A 17147-nucleotide genomic window follows, 5' to 3' on the forward strand; every position below is an offset into this window, starting at 1 on the left:
TAATCGCCGCTTCATGACCGACGAAGCCTCCAACCGCCCCGAAGCTCGCGCGCCGCGCGGGTTCGCCGACCGTCGCGGCCGCGACCTGACCGCCGAGCGCCGAATCGTCGCGCGCGTGTCCGAGGTCTATGAGCGCTGGGGCTTCGAGGCGCTGGAGACTCCGGCGTTCGAATACGCCGACGCCCTGGGCAAATTCCTGCCGGACGCCGACCGTCCGAACGAGGGCGTCTTCGCGCTTCAGGACGACGACGATCAGTGGATGGCCCTGCGCTACGACCACACCGCGCCTCTGGCCCGTTTCGCCGCCCAGAGCTGGGAGACCCTGCCCAAGCCGTTCCGCCGCTACGCCTATGGGCCGGTGTGGCGCAATGAGAAGCCGGGGCCGGGCCGCTTCCGCGAGTTCTGGCAGTGCGACGCCGACACGGTCGGCTCCGACCGACCCGAGGCCGACGCCGAGATCATCGCCATGGGCTGCGAGGGCCTGCGCGCCGCGGGTCTGGCGGCCGGGCAGGCGGTGATCCGCGTCTCCAACCGCAAGCTGTTCGACGGCCTGTTCGACGCGGGCGGGATCACGGATCCGGCGCAGCGGCTGACGGCTTTACGCGCCGTGGACAAATACGACCGCCTCGGCGTCGAGGGCGTGCGCCTGCTGCTGGGCGAAGGCCGTCTGGACGAGTCCGGCGACTACACCAAGGGCGCGAACCTGCCTTCCTCGGTGATCGGGGCGATCGAAGCGTTTCTGGCTTCGGCCGAGACGCCGGGGCTCAGCCGCGCGGGCGTGCTGGACGCCGTGTCCGGCGCGGCCTTGGGCGCGGCGGGCGAAGAGGCGCTGAAGGAGCTGGCCGCCATCGACCGCGCCCTGAACGCCATGGGCGTGTCGCAGGACGACGTGCGCTTCGACCCGACCATCGTGCGCGGGCTGGAATACTACACCGGCGCGGTGTTCGAGGCCGAACTGCTGCTCGACACCAAGGACGAGAAGGGCCGCACAGTGCGCTTCGGCTCGATCGGCGGCGGCGGGCGCTATGACGACCTGGTGTCGCGTTTCACCGGCCAGTCGACCCCGGCGACGGGTTTCTCGTTCGGCGTGTCGCGTCTGGCCTCGGCCCTGCGCGCGGCCGGTCGCGGCGCCGAGGACGAGACGCGCGGGCCGGTGGTGGCCATCGTCTTCTCCGAGGACGACATGCAGCACTATCTCGACGCCGTATCCGAACTGCGCGCGGCGGGCATTCCGGCCGAGCTGTATCTGGGGCGGGCGGGCATGAAGGCGCAGATGAAATACGCCGACCGTCGCGGAGCCCCGGCCGCCGTCATCCTGGGCGGAGACGAGATCGCCGCCGGGCAGGTGACGATCAAGGATCTGGACGCCGGACGCGCCCGCGCCGCCGCCATCAGGGACAATAACGCCTGGAAGGCCGAGCGTCCGGGGCAGCAGACCGTGGCCCGCGATCAGCTGGTCGCGGTGGTCCGTTCTATTATCGAATAAGTTTCGATAAAAACCATGACGAAGACCTGACTTATCAACGTTCAGTTACGAAATAACGCTCTTTCGATAGAGGCTTGATTGACTTGACCCCCTCGATGGCGTCATTTGGTCTCACTCAAGAGGCGCAGCGCTCAGCCGCAGCGACATCTTGAAGGCGTTTCGGGGAGGAAACGTCCGCTCCTGAGAGAGCGAGAAGGCCCGCTGCGATGTATCCCCCGCAGCGGGCTTTTTCATGCCTGGAAGCCAAGAATTTTATCGAAGGGTGTTCGATATGGGGCGGTTTTGGCATGGAGGAGCGTCGGGAGACGGCGCCATGAAAAAGGGCCGAAGCGTCGCCGCTCCGGCCCTCTTCGTTCAGCAGGCGCGGCGTCCTACCAGATGCGGACGCGCTCTTCCGGCGACAGGTAGTATTTGGTCCCCGGCTTGACGCCGAAGGCGTCGTACCAGGCGTCGATGTTGCGGACCGGGCCGATTACGCGGAATTCGGCCGGGCTGTGCGGATCGGTGGCGATCTGATTGATCAGCGCGTCGTGACGGTATTTGGACTGCCAGACCTGGGCCCAGCCGTAGAAGAAGCGCTGGTCGCCGGTCGTGCCGTCGATCACCGGGGCGGGCTGGCCCTTCAATGACAGGTGATAGGCCTCCAGACCGACCGCCGTCCCGGCGGCGTCGCCGATGTTCTCGCCCATGGTCAGGCCGCCCTGGACGGGGTGGCCGGGGACGGGTTCGAACTGGTCGTACTGGGCGCCCAGACGCTTGGTCAGGCTCTGGAAATTGGCCTTGTCCTGTTCCGTCCACCAGTTGCGAAGCACGCCGTCGCCGTCGGACTTGGAGCCCTGGTCGTCGAAGCCGTGGCCGATCTCGTGGCCGATCACGCCGCCGATGCCGCCGTAGTTGACAGCCGGGTCCGCATCCGGGTCGAAGAAGGGCGGCTGCAGGATGGCGGCGGGGAAGACGATCTCGTTATTGGCCGAGTTGTAATAGGCGTTCACCGTCTGGGGCGTCATGCCCCACTCGTCCTTGTCGACCGGCTGGTCCAGGCGCGACAGGCGGTAGTTCCACTGGAACTGGCCCATGCGCTGGCTGTTGCCAAACAGGTCGTCGGCCTTGATCTCGAGCGCCGTATAGTCGCGCCACTTGTTCGGATAGCCGATCTTGACGGTGAACTTCCGGAGCTTCTCCTGAGCCGCCGCCTTGGTCTCCACGCCCATCCAGGTCAGGTTGTCGATGCGGTGCGATAGGGCGGTGCGCAGGTTGGCGACCAGCTCTTCCATCTTGGCCTTGGATTCGGCCGGGAAGTATTCGGCGACATAGAGACGGCCCGCGGCCTCGCCCAGGGCGCCCTCGGCGAAGCTGATGGCGCGCTTTTCACGGCTGCGCTGTTCGGGCTGGCCGGCCAGGTCGCGCGAATGGAACGCCCACTGGGCGTCCGAGAAGCGTTGCGACAGCATGGGGGCGGCGTCGTCCGTGGTGTGGAAGGCCTGCCACGCCTGCAGGGTCGCCACCGGCGTCTCGGCGAAGATGGCGGCCATCTTCGGCATGGCCGTGTTCTGGCGCACGATCACGCGGTCGACCGCGCCCAGACCGGCGGCGTTGAAATAGCCGGCCCAATCGAAGCCGGGCGCTTCGGCGGCCAGGGTCTGGATCGAATAGGGGTTGTAGGTCTTGTCGCGGTTGCGGTTCTCGATCGGGGTCCAGTGCGCCTCGGCGATCCGGTCTTCCAGGGCGACGATGGCGGCGGCCGAAGCGGCCGGGTCGGTCCAGCCGATGTAGGTCAGCATCTGCTCGATATAGGCCTGATACTTCTGCTTCTTGTCGGCGAAGCGGGCGTCCAGATAGTAGTCGCGGTTGGGCATCCCTAGGCCTGACTGGCCCGTGGTCACGGCGTAACGAGTGGGGTTCTTCTGGTCGATGGTGATGCCGGTTCCGAAGAAGGAGCCGCCTGCGCGTCCTTGCGTCTGACCCATGTAGGCGGCGATCTTCTCATGGCTGTCCGCGGCGCGGATGGCGGCCAGATAGGGGGCCAGCGGCTGGGCGTCCAACTGGTCGACGCGGGCCTGATCGATGAAGGCGCGGTAGGCGTCGGCGATCTTCTGCTCGTCCGAACCGGAGGCCAGATCGGTGCGCGCGGCCAGGTCCGTCACCAGCTTCTTCATGCGGTTGTCCGACAGTTCGCGCAGCAGGGCGAACGAGCCGTAGGAGGTGCGGTCCGACGGGATGGTCAACTGGTCCAGCGCCGCGCCGTTAGCGTAGCGGAAGAAGCTGTCGCCCGGATCGACCGAGGTGTCGCGACCGGCCAGGTCGAAGCCCCAGGTTCCATATCGGGGCGCATCCGTGCCCTGCCAGCCGGAGGCGCCGCCCTGGGCGGCCGGTGTCTGGAACAGTTCGAAGACGGTGCAGGCCTCGTCGATGCAGGCGTGGTCATGGCCGTCGTGGGCCAGGGCGGCGGCCGGCGCCAGAAGGGCGGCCGCAGCGACCCCCGCGAACAGTTTCTTCATTCTTGCTTCCTCATCTCGGACCCCAAGGGGCGCGCTGCCCAAAGCCTAGAGGCAGGGGCGATCCAGCGGTCTTAAAAAATTTTAGCGCGCCGCGCGAGGGCGGACTGAATTCCCTCTTCTGGGCCTTTGACCGCCGCAATGATGCTGAAGCGAAATAGACTGAGGCATAAAGCCAAGCTTTGAGCTGGAGAGCTTTCCTGACCTTGCGGCATCAGTAGAACTCCTTAGTCGTGTTGAACTCCTAAGCGTGGTGCGGCAGAGTTTTCTGCCGCCTGTGACCCATTTTGGTCATTGTTCGGTGATGAAAGTTCACCACTTCCTCCTAGGAGCGTTCTCCCTTGTCCCAAGCTCGCGTCAGATCGACGGCGAGCCGCGATGAGGCGAACGCCGCACATAGATGAGTTTAGAGCCGCCGCCGATGCGTGAATCTTCCCAGTCCGCCCCTGCCGTCGCCGAAGCCGAAGTCCAGCCTCGGCTGAACCGCCGCCAGGCCGCCAAGGTGCGCACGCGTCAGAAGGTTCTGGACGCCGCCCGCACCCTCTTCGCCGAGCGCGGCTATGACGCCGCCACCATTCGCGATATCGCCAAGGGCGCCGGCATGTCGACCGGCGCGGTCTTCGCCAACTTCCAGGACAAGGCCGAGCTGTTCGAAGCCGTCTTCTCCGAAGAGATGGAAGGCCTGCTGCTCGACATCCGCACCGCCGCCGCCGAAGGCCGCGTCCTGGACCGCCTGTCGAACGGGCTGACGGCGGGCTATCACCGCTCGCTGGGCCATCTGCCGCTGATGCAGGCCATGGTGGCGCGTTCGTGGTTCCAGCCGGAAGACGCCGATTTGCGCTCGCGCGCGTTCGTCCGTCCCCTGGTCGAGGCCGTGGCCGAGATTCTGCAGGCCGGCGTGCGTGAAGGCGAGCTGCGCCAGGACGTGGACCTGCCCATGTTGGCGCGTCTGATCTGGGACGTCTTCATCAACAACTTCCGCTTCGCCGCCTATGACAACTGGGGCATCGAAGAGCTGACGCCGCATATCCGCAAGCAGCTGGAACTGATCCTGTCCAGCCAGCTGGCGCGCCAGTAAGGCTTAGCCAGAACCTGATTGAGGGCCGTACGCCGAACTGGCGTGCGGCCCTTTTTCCATGCGCTGATCGGATCGACTGGCGGTTTCTCCCGCCCCGATGGAACGGCGGTCTTGCTGGCGGGTTGCAGTCAAAGGCCAAGCTGAACGATGGGAGGGCGCCATGTCGTCCATTGAGCGCGGACGGGGCTTCGGCAGCGTTCTTGTCAGACTTCTAGGGATCATCATGGCCCTGATCGGGCTGGCGCTGACCATCGGCGGAGGCCAGCTGATCATGCTTGGCGGCTCGGCCTACTATCTGATTGTCGGTCTGTTGATGATCGTGTCGGGCGGGTTACTGGCCCTGCTCAGACCGTTCGGCGCATGGCTCTATGTCGCCATCTTCATCGGCACTGTAGTGTGGGCGCTGTGGGAGGTCGGGCTGAACGGCTGGGCTCTGGTCCCACGCGTGGTGGCGCCGCTGGTGCTGCTGATCGCCGTGGTGTGCAGCTTCCCGGTTCTAAAGCGCGAAGACGGCGGAGGCCGGCTGATGCTGGGCGGTCTGGCGGCCGTCGTGGTCTTCGGCCTGATCTCCGGCGTAGTGGTGGCCCAGGCGAACAAGGCGCGGGTGCTCAGCCCGGTTCCGGGCGCATCGAACGGCGGCGTGGGCGATCCTGCGATCCTGAAGGTCGGCGCCGACTGGCCCGCCTGGGGCGGCTCGGACAGCGCCCAGCGTTATTCCCCCCTGAAACAGATCAACAGGGACAATGTGAAGGGCCTTCAACGGGCCTGGACCTTCCGCACGGGCGACCTGCCGGATGAACGCTGGGGCGCCGAAACGACGCCGCTGAAGATCGGCGACACCCTTTACATGTGCTCGGCGCGTAACCGGCTGTTCGCGATCGACGCGGCGACGGGCAAGCAGAAGTGGACCTATGATCCCAAGGTCGCTGACGACCAGATTCCCTATACCGCCGCCTGCCGGGGCGTGACCTATTACGCCGCGCCTAATGTTGATGCGGCCCAGCCCTGCGCCACGCGGATTATCGAGGGCACGCTGGACGGGCGGTTGGTGGCGGTGGACGCGCGCACGGGCCTTCCCTGCGCGGGTTTCGGGACCAATGGCTCTGTCAGCATCAAGCACGGCATGGGCGACCCCTATCCGGGGATGGTGTCGATCACTTCGGCGCCGGTCATAGTGCGCGGCGTGGTGGTTACGGGCCATCAGGTGCTGGACGGTCAGAAGCGGTGGAACGCCTCCGGCGTGATCCAAGGCTTTGACGCGGTGACGGGCGAGCTGCGCTTCGCCTGGGACATGATGCGGCCGGACATCACGACCCTGCCGCCGGAAGGCGAGACCTATACGCCGGGCACGCCGAACATGTGGACTACGGCCACGGCGGATGAGGCGCTGGGTCTGGTCTTCCTGCCGATGGGCAATTCCTCGGCTGACTATTATTCCGGCCTGCGCCGCCCGGCGGAGAACGAATACTCGACCTCACTGGTCGCGTTGGACGTGACCACGGGCAAGCCGCGCTGGCATTTCCAGACGGTGCGCAAGGATGTCTGGGACTATGACCTCGGCTCGCAGGCGACCCTGGTCGACATGCCGATCAACGGAGCCATGGTTCCGGCGGTGATTCTGCCGTCCAAGCAGGGCGACCTCTACATCCTGGATCGTCGCACCGGCCAACCGCTGCATAAGGTCGAGGAGCGTCGCGTGCCCCAAGGCGGCGTCGAGCCGTCGCAGCGCAGCCCGACCCAGCCCTTCTCCCTGTTCCACACGCTGAGGAAGGCCGACCTGACCGAGCGTGACATGTGGGGTATGTCGCCCATCGACCAGATGGTCTGCCGCATCCAGTTCCGTCAGGCGGCCTATGACGGCTATTTCACCCCGCCGACGGCGGACCGCCATTGGATTCAGTATCCGGGCTACAACGGCGGTTCGGACTGGGGCGGCGTGGCGGTTGATCCGGCGCGCGGCGTGATCGTGGCGAACTACAACGACATGCCCAACCACAACCGCCTGGTGCCCCGCGCCGAGGCCGAACGTCTGGGCTGGTTCGCGCGCGACGATCCCCGCTATATCGAACGCGAGAAGGTTGCGGCGAACCGCGGCGGCAGTCTGTCGAAATCCAAGGCAGAGGGCGCGGGCGATCCGCAGATGGGCGTGCCCTACGCCATCGACGTCAACGCGGGCTGGCGGGTCAAGTTCACCGGCCTGCTGTGCAAACAGCCGCCTTATGGCGGGATGCGCGTGATCGACCTGAAGAGCGGCCGCACCCTGTGGGATCGGCCATTCGGCACGGCTAGGAAGAACGGGCCGTTCGGCATTCCGTCGATGTTGCCGCTGGAGATCGGCACGCCGAACAACGGCGGCTCGGCGGTGACGGCGGGCGGACTGATCTTCATCGGCGCCGCGACGGACGACCTCATCCGCGCTATCGACATCGAGACCGGCAAGACGGTGTGGTCGGACGTGCTTCCGGCAGGCGGCCAGGCCAATCCGATGATCTATGAGCAGAACGGCCGCCAGTATCTGGTCATCATGGCCGGCGGGCATCACTTCATGGAAACGCCGCGCGGGGACTACGTCGTCGCCTATGCGCTGCCGGAGAACAGATAGCCTTCACCCTCCCCTTCATGGGGAGGGTGGTTGAGATCGTTAGGCCGGAGCCGGGTGGGGCGCCCAGGGAGATCGAGCGCCGAGGCCAAGCTTGTTTGGTCCTCCCCACCCGGTCTCCGCTTCGCGTCGACATCCCTCCCCATGAAGCGGAGAGAGAAGGCGCATTACGGCCGAGTCTGCCCTTCGCCGCGCACCACATATTTGTAGGTCGTCAGTTGTTCGGCGCCGACCGGGCCGCGTGCGTGCAGCTTTGACGTTGAAATGCCGATCTCGCCGCCGAAGCCGAACTCTCCGCCGTCGGCGAACTGGGTCGAGGCGTTGATCAGGACGATGGCGCTGTCCACGCCCTCAGCGAAGCGGTCAACCGCCTTCTCGTCGGTGGTGACGATGGCCTCTGTGTGGCCCGAGCCGTATGCGCGGATGTGTGCGATCGCGCCGTCCACGCCGTCCACCACGCGCACGGACAGGATGGGGGCCAGGTATTCGGTCGTCCAGTCGGTCTCGACCGCCTCGACCATGTTCGGAACCAGTGCGCGCGCTTCGGCGTCGCCGCGCAGTTCGCATCCGGCGGCCGTCAGGTCGGCGGCGATGGCGGGCAGCAGGCGGCCCGCCGCCGCGCGGTCCACCAGCAGGGTTTCGGTCGCGCCGCAGACGGAAACGCGGCGCATCTTGGCGTTCAGGGTCACGCGGCGGGCGACATCGAGGTCTGCGGCGGCGTCCAGATAGGTGTGGCACAGGCCTTCCAGATGGCCCAGCACCGGCGCCTTCGCCTCGGCCTGAATACGGGCGACCAGACTCTTGCCGCCGCGCGGGATGATCAGGTCGACGGCGCCGTTCAGACCCGACAGGATGGCGCCGACAGCCTCGCGGTCGGGGACAGGGACCAACTGGATCGTATCGGCGGGCAGGCCCGCTTCGGCCACGGCGCGGGCGACGACGACGGCGATGGCGCGCGACGTATCCAGACAGTCAGAGCCGCAGCGCAGGATCGCCGCATTGCCGGACCGGATGCACAGGGCGGCGGCGTCGGCGGTGACGTTCGGGCGGCTCTCATAGATGACGGCCAGCACGCCGATCGGGGTGCGGACGCGGGCGATGTCCAGGCCGTTGGCGGGGGTCCAGCGGGCCATTTCGACGCCGACGGGATCGGGCTGGACGGCGATGGTTTCGACCGCGACGGCCATGCCCTCGATACGGGCAGGCGTCAGGGCCAGGCGGTCGATCAGGGCTTCGGACAGGCCGCCGTCGCGGGCGCGGGCCACATCGCGGGCGTTGGCGGCCAGGATGTCGGCCTCGGCGGCGCGCAAGGCTGTGGCGAGCCGGTGAAGCGCCTCGGTGCGGGCGTCGGGCGTCGTGGCGCGCAAGGCGTCGGCGGCGGCGCGGGCGCGGCGGCCCATGTCCAGCATGGCGGCGTCGAGGTCGCTCATCGGTCCTCCAGAACCAGATCGTCGCGGTGAATGACGACCGAGGGGCCGCGATAGCCCAGCAGGCTTTCGATCGCGTCGGAATGACGGCCGCGGATCAGGGCGATCTCCTCGGCGGCGTAGGACGCCAGACCGACGCCCAGTCGCGCGCCGTCAGGCCCCGTCAGGCGTACGCTGTCGCCCTTGCCGAAATCGCCGCTGACGGCGACGACGCCGGAGGGCAGCAGGCTCTTTCCGGCCTGGAGAGCGGCGACGGCTCCGGCGTCCAGCGTGAGGGCGCCGCCGGGCGCCACGCTGCCCGCGATCCACTGCTTCCACGCCGCCAGGGGAGTGGCGGGGGCCGGGATCAGGCTCGCGCGGGCGCCGTCCAGCACCGCCCTCAACGGATGGTCGGTCAGGCCCGAGGCGATGACGGTGGCGCATCCGGCCGAGGCGGCGATCTGGGCCGCCGCCAGCTTGGTCGCCATGCCGCCTGTGCCGACCCCGGCCTGGGCGTTGGCGCCGGACGCCATCGACAGCACCTCGGGCGTCAAACGTTCGACCAGCGGCAGGTGTCGGGCGTGCGGGTCGCGACGCGGGTCGGCGGTGTAAAGGCCGTCCACATCGGACAGCAGGATCAGCAGATCGGCTCGGCCGAGTTGGGCCGCGCGGGCGGCCAGTCGGTCGTTGTCGCCATAGCGGATCTCTTCGGTGGCGACGGTGTCGTTTTCGTTGACCACAGGGATGACGCCGAGGGCCAGCAGGGCCTCCAGCGTGGCGCGGCCGTTGAGCCAGCGGCGCCGCCGTTCGGTGTCGTCGCGGGTCAGCAGCACCTGGCCCGCCATCAGGCCGTGGGGCGCCAGGGCCTCTTCCCAGGCGTGCATCAGCAGGGATTGGCCCACGGCGGCGGCGGCCTGTTTGTCCTGAAGGCGGCTGGTCGAGAGGTTCAGGCGTCCGCGTCCCAAGGCGACGGCGCCGGAGGAGACGACGATCACCTCGCGTCCGTCGCGGCGCAACTCGGCGATGTCGCCGGCCAGGTCGGCCAGCCAGTCGGCGGCGACGGCGCGACGCGCAGCGTCGAACAGCAGGGACGAGCCGATCTTGATCACCACCCGGCGCGCCTGGGCCAGGGCGGCGGCAGGCGAGGCGGCGGCCTCAAAGGCTGCGGGGAGGGGCGCTAAGGAGGTCACACAGCCTCCCTATCGCAAGATCGTCGCTTAAGCCAAGCTGTAAGCGACGATTATTCATATGATTGCTGGTTTGTCGGCACTTGAATGAAGAATATTCTGTTTGTGCGGCGGCTTGGCGGAAAACCGCCAAAGAAAACGCCCGGCGGGCGAACCAGCCGGGCGTCCTAGTTTCAGCTCGAGGCTGAAGGTCAGGCTTCGGGATCGGGAGCCTGTTCCCAACCACCCGCCAGAGCCTTGAACAGGCCGATCTGGTAGGTGACGACCTGGGCTTCCGAAGCGGCCAGGGCGGCGTCGGCGCCGGCCAGGGTGCGCTCGGAATCGAGCACCGTCAGGAAGCTGTCGGCGCCCGCGTCGAAACGCAGACGCGACAGGCGGGCGGCGGTGGCCGCCTGATCCCGCGCGGTGCGCAGGGCCGTGCGTCGGTCCAGTTCGTTGGCGTAGGCGCTGAGCGCCGTCTCGGTCTCCTGCAGCGCCGTCAGCACGGTCTGGTCGAAGGTCGCCAGGGCCGCGTCCGACTGGGCGCCGGCCTGCTTGATCCGGGCCCGTGCCGCCCAGACGTTGGGGAAGGACCAGGAGATCAGCGGGCCGACGCTGAAGCGGAAGTTGGCGTCCTCGCCCAGGTCCGAGGCGTCGAGCGCCGTCGAGCCCAGCGACCCGCCCAGGCGGATGCTTGGGTAGAGGCCGGCGGTGGCGACGTTGACGCGGGCGGCGGCGGCCGACAGGCGGGCCTCCGCCTGACGCACGTCGGGACGACGGGCTAGAAGCGCGGCGCCGTCGCCGACCGGAATCGGCTGCGACAGCTGCGGCGGGGACTGGCAGGCGCGAGCCGCCTCGCTGGCCTCGCCCGGGGTGCGGCCGGTCAGGGTGGCCAGGCGGAACAGAGCGCTGTCGCGCGACGCCCGCAGGGGCGGCAGGCTGGCGCGGGTCTGTTCCAGGGCGGCGCGGGCGCGGGCGACGTCCAGACCATTGCCGGCGCCCCCGTCCAGCAGGCGCTGGGTCAGGTCGACCGTTTTGGCCTGCAGGTCGATGGTCCGTTCGGCCACGGCGATCTGGGCGTTGGCCGAGCAGGTGTCGGCGTAGGCCCGGGCCGTTTCGGCCGCGACCGTCACCCCCACGACCTCCAGGGCGGCGGCGGCGGCGGCCACGTCGCCCCGCGCGGCGCGGATGGAGGACTCCACCCGGCCGAACAGGTCGATCTCATAGGCCACGTCCAGGCCGACGTCATAGGTGTCGACTTCCGGCAGCTTGGCGCCGCCGGCGGTCGGCACGGTGTCGGTCGAGGCCCGGCTGCGGTTGTAGGCGGCCGAGGCGGTGGTGGTCGGGAACCGGCCCGAGCGGGCTTCGGACAGCGAGGCCCGGACGGCGCGCAGATTGGCCGCGGCCGCCTCCAGCTCGTTGTTCTCGGTCAGGGCCTGCTGGATCAGGCCGTCGAGGGTCGGATCCTGATACAGCCGCCACCAGTCGTCGCGGGCCGCCTCGGTCGAAACCGAGGCGGATTGCGAGCCGACGAAGGCGCCCTGGCCTTCGGCCGGGATCGTGGGGAGCGGCGCCTTGGGGCCCACCGCGCAAGCGGCGAGCAGGGCCGCCGACCCCGCGGCGGTCAGCAGAGTGCGGAGTTTGCCGTTCATTTTACGCATCTCCCTGGCGCGGAGCGGCGGGAGCCGGTTCCGGGCCGTCGGGGTCAAAGGGGTCGTGCGGCGGAGCGCCGAAGCTGGTCGGGAGCTCGCGCTCCTTGCCCGGCGCCTTGGGCAGCTTGCCCGCCATCCAGCGACAGATGACGTAGAAGACGGGGGTGAAGATCAGACCGAAAAAGGTCACCCCCAGCATCCCATAGACCACCGCGATGCCCAGGGCGTTCTGCATCTCCGAGCCGGGGCCCGTGGCGATGGCCAGGGGCAGCACGCCGAAGATGAAGGCGAACGAGGTCATCAGGATGGGGCGCAGACGCTGGCGCGCGGCCTGGACGGCGGCGTCCCAACGGTTCAGGCCCTCTTCGTCCTCGGCCTGTTTGGCGAACTCCACGATCAGGATGGCGTTCTTGGCCGCCAGGGCGATCAGGACCACCAGGCCGACCTGGGTCAGGATGTTGTTGTCCAGGCCATGCAGGTTCACCCCGATAATGGCCGCCAGGATACACATCGGCACGATCAGGATGACCGCCAGCGGCAGGGTGAAGGCCTCATACTGAGCGGCCAGCACCAGGAAGACGAACACCACCGCCATGATGAAGATGATGGTCGCGCCGCCCGCCGCCTGCTTCTCCTGCAGGGCGATTTCGGTCCACTCGTAGCTGAAGCCTTCCGGCAGGGTCTGGGCCGCCAGCTGCTCCATCGTGGCGATGGCGTCGCCGGTCGACACGCCGGGCGCCGCTTCACCCTGCAGTTCCGAAGCCGGGAACAGGTTGTAGCGGACCACGCGCGCCGGGCCGGAATCGTCGGCCAGGGTCGCCACCGAACCGATCGGCACCATCCCGCCCGAGCCCGAACGGACCTTCAGGTTGGCGATATCGGCCAGCTCGTCGCGATAGGCGGGCTCAGCCTGGGCGGTCACACGGAAGGTGCGGCCCAGGAAGTTGAAGTCGTTGACGTAGGTCGAGCCGAGGTAGGTGCCCAGGGTGCTGAACACGGTCGAGGGCTGGACGCCCATCAGCAGGGCCTTGTCGCGGTCGACTTCGGCGGCGATGCGCGGCGAGCCGGTGTTGTAGAGGCTGAACACCTGCTGCACCTGATCCGGCGCCTGGGCGGCCGCGCCCATCATGGCGAAGGTCGCGCCTTCCAGAGCCTTGAAGCCGGCGCCGGAACGGTCCTGGATCATCATCTTGAAGCCCGAGCCGGTGCCCATGCCCTGAACGGGCGGGGGCGACAGCATGAAGATGCTGGCTTCCTCGATGACGCCGGTCGCCCCGCTGAGCGCGCCGGCCAGGGCCGAGGCCTCCAGTTCGGGCGTGGTGCGCTCTTCATAGTCCTTGAGCTTGATGAACATGGTGGCGGCGTTGGACGACAGCGAGAAGCTGGAGCCGTCCAGGCCGGCGAAGGCGGTGACTTCCTGCACGCCGTCGGCCTTGCGGACGATGTCCACGGCCTTGTTCATGGCGGCCTTGGTGCGTTCCAGCGAGGCGCCCGGCGGAAGCTGGACGACGCCGATCAGCACGCCCTGGTCCTGGTCCGGAATGAAGCCGGTCGGGGTGTCGGCCATGCGCCAGCCCGTCAGCGCCAGCAGGGCGGCGTAGATGACGAGCATGATGGTGACCATGCGGATCAGCTTGGCCGTCAGGCGGCCGTAGCGGTCCGAGACCCAGTCGAAGCCTTCGTTGAACTTGGCCCCGGCCCAGCCGAGGTAATAAGTCACCGTGCCGAACAGGCCCGGCTTGCGGTGATGGTCGTGCTCCTTGTGCGGCTTCAGCAGAAGCGCGGCCAGGGCCGGCGACAGCGTCAGCGACACCAGAAGCGAGATCAGAGTCGCCGAGGCGATGGTGACGGCGAACTGACGGAAGAAGATGCCGGGGATGCCGGGCACGAAGGCCGTCGGCACGAACACCGACGTCAGCACCAGGGAGATGGCGATCAGGGCGCCCGACACTTCCTGCATCGAGCGGTAGGCCGCCTCCTTGGGCGTCAGGCCCTCGCGGATGTAGCGCTCGACGTTCTCGACCACGATGATGGCGTCGTCGACGACGATGCCGACGGCCAGAACCAGGGCGAACAGCGACAGGGAGTTGATGGAATAGCCCAGGGCCAGCTGCACCGCGAAGGTGCCGACCAGGGCCACCGGGATGGCGATGATGGGGATGATGGCCGCGCGCCAGGTCTGCAGGAAGACCAGGATGACGATCATCACCAGGAAGACGGCTTCGATCAGCACGTGCTCCACGGCCGAGACCGAGGCGGCGACGTATTCCGTCGGGTTATAGGGGATGGCGTACTTCACGCCGGGCGGGAAGTCGGCCTTGATTGCGTCCAGCTCGGCGATGACCGCCTTGGCGGTCGACAGGGCGTTGGAGCCCGGCTGCTGGATGACGGCGATGCCGACGCCGCGCTGGCCGTTGAAGTAGCCTTCGACGCCGTAGATTTCCGAACCCAGCTCGATGCGGGCGACGTCGCTGACGCGGGTCACGCGGCCTTGAGCGTCGGTCTTGAGCACGACCTTGCCGAACTCTTCCGGAGCCGACAGACGGCCCTCGACCTGAACCGGCAGCTCGAAGGCGGCAGCGTTGGTCGGGAAGGGAGGCTGGCCGATCGAACCGCCGGCGGCCTGGACGTTCTGGGCCTGCAGGGCGGCGACGATCTCGGGCGCGGTCAGGTCGCGTGCGGCCGCCTTGGCCGGATCGATCCAGATGCGCATGGAGTAGTTGCCGCCGCCAAAGACCTGGATGCCGCCGACGCCGTCGATCCGCAGCAGGCGGTCGCGGATCGTCGACTGGGCCATGTTGCCCAGATAGTCGCTGTCGATGCCGGGATCGTCGGACGTCAGCGAGGCCAGCATCAGGAAGCCGGTCGACTCCTTGTTGACGACGACGCCGACCTGACGGACCTGCGCCGGAAGGCGCGGCTCGGCCAGGGCGACCCGGTTCTGGACCAGCACCTGAGCGGTGTCGAGGTCGGTGCCGGGCTGGAAAGTCACGGTCACGGTGACCCGGCCGTCCGAGGTGGACGACGAGGTCATGTAAAGCATGTTCTCGACGCCGTTGATCTCCTGTTCGAGCGGCGCGGCGACCGTTTCGGACAGGGTTTCAGCCGAGGCGCCGGCGTAGGAGGCGTTCACGCTGATCGTCGGCGGCGCGATGTCCGGATACTGCGCGAGCGGCAGCATCGGCATGGCGAAGGCGCCGATCAGGGTGATGAAGACCGAGATCACGATCGCGAAGATCGGCCGGTCGATGAAGAAGCGGGATATGTTCATGGATCAGGTTCCGGCTCGTGAGCCTCCTCCTCAGCCGGCGCTGGCGACGAAGGTGGCGGACGAAGCGACGGGGGCCGTGGTCACGGGCGCGTCGGCCTTGGTTTCCTCAGCCTTGATGGTTCCGTTCTGGGCGGTGACCTTCTGGCCCGGGCGGGCGCGCTGAAGGCCGTTGATGATGACGCGGTCGTCCGGCGTCAGGCCCGTGCGCACGACGCGCAGGCCGTTGGCCAGCGGACCCAGCTGGACCGGCTTGGCGCCGACCGTGCCATCCTTGGCGACGACGTAGACCACCTTGCGCGGACCGTCGGTGACGACGGCGGAATCCGGCACCAGCATGGCGGCGTACCCGCCCGAACCGGCCAGTTGGGCGTGACCGAACATGCCGGGCTTCAGGAAGCCGTCGGCGTTCTGCACCACGGCGCGCAGGCGGATGGTGCCCGAGGAGGCGTCGATGGCGTTGTCGGTGAAGTCCAGCGTACCGGTGCGGTCGTAGCTGGTCTCGTCCTGCAGGCGGATGCGGATCGGGGCCGAACCGTTGCGGGCGTCGCGCTGGTACTTCAACGCCAGGGCTTCGGAGCCGTCGAAGACGAAGTAGATCGGCGAGGACGAGACGATGGTGGTCAGGACGTCGCCGGCCGACGAGCCGCCGCCGATCAGGTTGCCCGGATCGACCCGGCGGTCGGACACGCGGCCCGAGATCGGGGCGGTGACGCGGGTGAACTCCACGTCCAGCTGACGGGCGCGGATGGCGGCGTTGGCGGCGGCCACGGCGGCCTCGGCGGTCTGGACGGCGCCGCGCTTGGCGTCGACCTCAGCCTGGGACACGGCCTGCGAGGCCAGCAGGCCCTCGGCGCGAGTCAGTTCCGTGCGGGCCAGCGTCAGCTGGGCCTGGCCCTGGGCCAGTTGTGCGCGGGCCGAGGCCAGGGCGGCCTGGGCCGGACGCGGGTCCAGGGTGAACAGCAGCTGGCCCTGGCGCACGAAGTCGCCGTCCTTGAAGTGGACCGACTGGATGTAGCCGCCGACACGCGCCCGTACGTCGACCGAGCGAGGCGCCTCGAAGCGGCCGGTGAATTCGTCCCAGTCGACGACCTGTTGCGACAGGGGCGCGGCCACCGTGACGGGCGGCGCGCCCTGGGCGGGCGCCTCCTGTCCCTTGGAACAGCCATAGAGGGCGGCCGCCATCAAAGCGGACGCGGCCGCGATCTTAACCGTGCGCATCGGCGCAATCTCCTTGGGAGTAACGTGATCAGAGAGACTGTCGCTCTTTGGGGAGAAGGCGTCCAGTCAACACCGGCTGACTTAAAGACGACGAAGGCGACGCTTGTCAACGCCTGATGACAAGGCCATATAGTCCGTAAGGTTTATTGGAGTGCGACCAATTGGTCCTTTGCGACGTTCCCCGGCCGCGTAACGCCAACGCCACCCGCCAGGCCATTCTGGAGGCGGCGCGCGAGCGTTTCTGCGCGGAAAGCTATGATGATGTCGGCATGCGCGACGTGGCGCGCGACGTCGGCGTCGATGCGGCGCTGATCAGCCGCTATTTCGGCTCGAAGGAAGATCTGTTCCTGGCGGTGCTGGACAGCTGCAAGAACGGGCGTGACCTGATGGAAGGCGACCGCGCCGATTTCGGCCAGCGCCTGGCGACGGAAGTCGTCTATGGCGAGGCGGCTCGGTGCGAGGCTGACCCGACCGGCGAGAAGATGCGCGGCTTGCTGATCCTGTTGCGCTCGATCGGCTCGACCAAGGCGATGGACGTGGTGCAGCGCACGGCGAACAACCGCTTCTTCGATCCCCTGACTCAGTGGATCGGCGGCGAGGACGCGGCCGTGCGGGCGCGCCTCGCGTCAGGCCTGATCATGGGCATGGCCATCGGCCGCGAACTGTCGGACGGCTTTTCGGCTCTGACGGATGAACAGCGGGGCCGCCTGCGCGACCGTATGGCCAAGGCGCTTCAGGGCCTGATCGACGGCTGAATTGAAAAGAGGCGGACCGCG

10 protein-coding genes are annotated in these 17147 nt (G+C 68.0%); 4 read left to right on the forward strand and 6 right to left on the reverse strand.

The features are described 5' to 3' along the window. Positions 1–13 precede the first annotated feature (13 nt). On the forward strand, positions 14–1486 hold the full coding sequence (hisS, locus tag BJP32_RS13375) for a histidine--tRNA ligase (RefSeq protein ID WP_076224463.1): 1473 nt from the start codon (positions 14–16) through the stop codon (positions 1484–1486). A gap of 371 nt (positions 1487–1857) precedes the next feature. Here hisS and BJP32_RS13380 read toward each other — a convergent pair whose 3' ends face one another. Next, the gene (locus BJP32_RS13380) at positions 1858–3984 is read right to left on the reverse strand and encodes a M13 family metallopeptidase (protein WP_076224465.1); all 2127 of its coding nucleotides are present in this window, start codon (positions 3982–3984) and stop codon (positions 1858–1860) included. A gap of 418 nt (positions 3985–4402) precedes the next feature. Between BJP32_RS13380 and BJP32_RS13385 the strand changes: the two genes are divergently transcribed. Both BJP32_RS13385 and BJP32_RS13390 read left to right on the forward strand, forming a co-directional pair. Further along, on the forward strand, positions 4403–5059 hold the full coding sequence (locus BJP32_RS13385; RefSeq protein ID WP_076224466.1) for a TetR/AcrR family transcriptional regulator: 657 nt from the start codon (positions 4403–4405) through the stop codon (positions 5057–5059). Between the two features lie 160 nt (positions 5060–5219). After that, positions 5220–7661, forward strand: a complete 2442-nt coding sequence (locus BJP32_RS13390) for a membrane-bound PQQ-dependent dehydrogenase, glucose/quinate/shikimate family (RefSeq protein ID WP_076224468.1) — start codon at positions 5220–5222, stop codon at positions 7659–7661. 164 nt (positions 7662–7825) lie between these two features. Here the strand turns inward: BJP32_RS13390 and BJP32_RS13395 are convergent, their stop codons facing one another. From BJP32_RS13395 to BJP32_RS13415, 5 genes are all read right to left on the reverse strand, one after another. Continuing rightward, the gene (locus BJP32_RS13395) at positions 7826–9088 is read right to left on the reverse strand and encodes a glutamate-5-semialdehyde dehydrogenase (RefSeq protein WP_076224470.1); all 1263 of its coding nucleotides are present in this window, start codon (positions 9086–9088) and stop codon (positions 7826–7828) included. Continuing rightward, on the reverse strand, positions 9085–10254 hold the full coding sequence (proB, locus tag BJP32_RS13400; protein WP_143255474.1) for a glutamate 5-kinase: 1170 nt from the start codon (positions 10252–10254) through the stop codon (positions 9085–9087). The genes BJP32_RS13395 and proB overlap by 4 nt, the downstream gene beginning before the upstream one ends. Positions 10255–10442: 188 nt before the next feature. Beyond that, positions 10443–11882 (reverse strand): efflux transporter outer membrane subunit, encoded by a 1440-nt coding sequence (locus tag BJP32_RS13405; RefSeq protein ID WP_076224471.1) that lies wholly within the window; start codon positions 11880–11882, stop codon positions 10443–10445. 1 nt (position 11883) lies between these two features. Continuing rightward, positions 11884–15153, reverse strand: coding sequence for an efflux RND transporter permease subunit (locus BJP32_RS13410; RefSeq protein WP_040346509.1), 3270 nt, complete (start codon positions 15151–15153; stop codon positions 11884–11886). A 30-nt stretch (positions 15154–15183) separates the two neighbouring features. Next, a complete protein-coding gene (locus BJP32_RS13415; protein ID WP_003166715.1) occupies positions 15184–16371 on the reverse strand; it encodes an efflux RND transporter periplasmic adaptor subunit in 1188 nt (395 codons plus the stop codon). A gap of 161 nt (positions 16372–16532) precedes the next feature. Between BJP32_RS13415 and BJP32_RS13420 the strand changes: the two genes are divergently transcribed. After that, complete coding sequence (locus tag BJP32_RS13420) at positions 16533–17126, forward strand: TetR/AcrR family transcriptional regulator (protein WP_003166716.1); 594 nt, start codon at positions 16533–16535, stop codon at positions 17124–17126. Positions 17127–17147: the final 21 nt, after the last annotated feature.

Source organism: Brevundimonas sp. ZS04, assembly GCF_001956865.1.
GTDB lineage: Bacteria > Pseudomonadota > Alphaproteobacteria > Caulobacterales > Caulobacteraceae > Brevundimonas > Brevundimonas diminuta.

Coding starts and splice junctions, on each gene's coding strand:
- hisS (WP_076224463.1), top strand. CDS start 14: ATGACCGACGAAGCCTCCAACCGCCCCGAAGCTCGCGCGCCGCGCGGG.
- BJP32_RS13380 (WP_076224465.1), bottom strand. CDS start 3,984: ATGAAGAAACTGTTCGCGGGGGTCGCTGCGGCCGCCCTTCTGGCGCCG.
- BJP32_RS13385 (WP_076224466.1), top strand. CDS start 4,403: ATGCGTGAATCTTCCCAGTCCGCCCCTGCCGTCGCCGAAGCCGAAGTC.
- BJP32_RS13390 (WP_076224468.1), top strand. CDS start 5,220: ATGTCGTCCATTGAGCGCGGACGGGGCTTCGGCAGCGTTCTTGTCAGA.
- BJP32_RS13395 (WP_076224470.1), bottom strand. CDS start 9,088: ATGAGCGACCTCGACGCCGCCATGCTGGACATGGGCCGCCGCGCCCGC.
- BJP32_RS13405 (WP_076224471.1), bottom strand. CDS start 11,882: ATGAACGGCAAACTCCGCACTCTGCTGACCGCCGCGGGGTCGGCGGCC.
- BJP32_RS13410 (WP_040346509.1), bottom strand. CDS start 15,153: ATGAACATATCCCGCTTCTTCATCGACCGGCCGATCTTCGCGATCGTG.
- BJP32_RS13415 (WP_003166715.1), bottom strand. CDS start 16,371: ATGCGCACGGTTAAGATCGCGGCCGCGTCCGCTTTGATGGCGGCCGCC.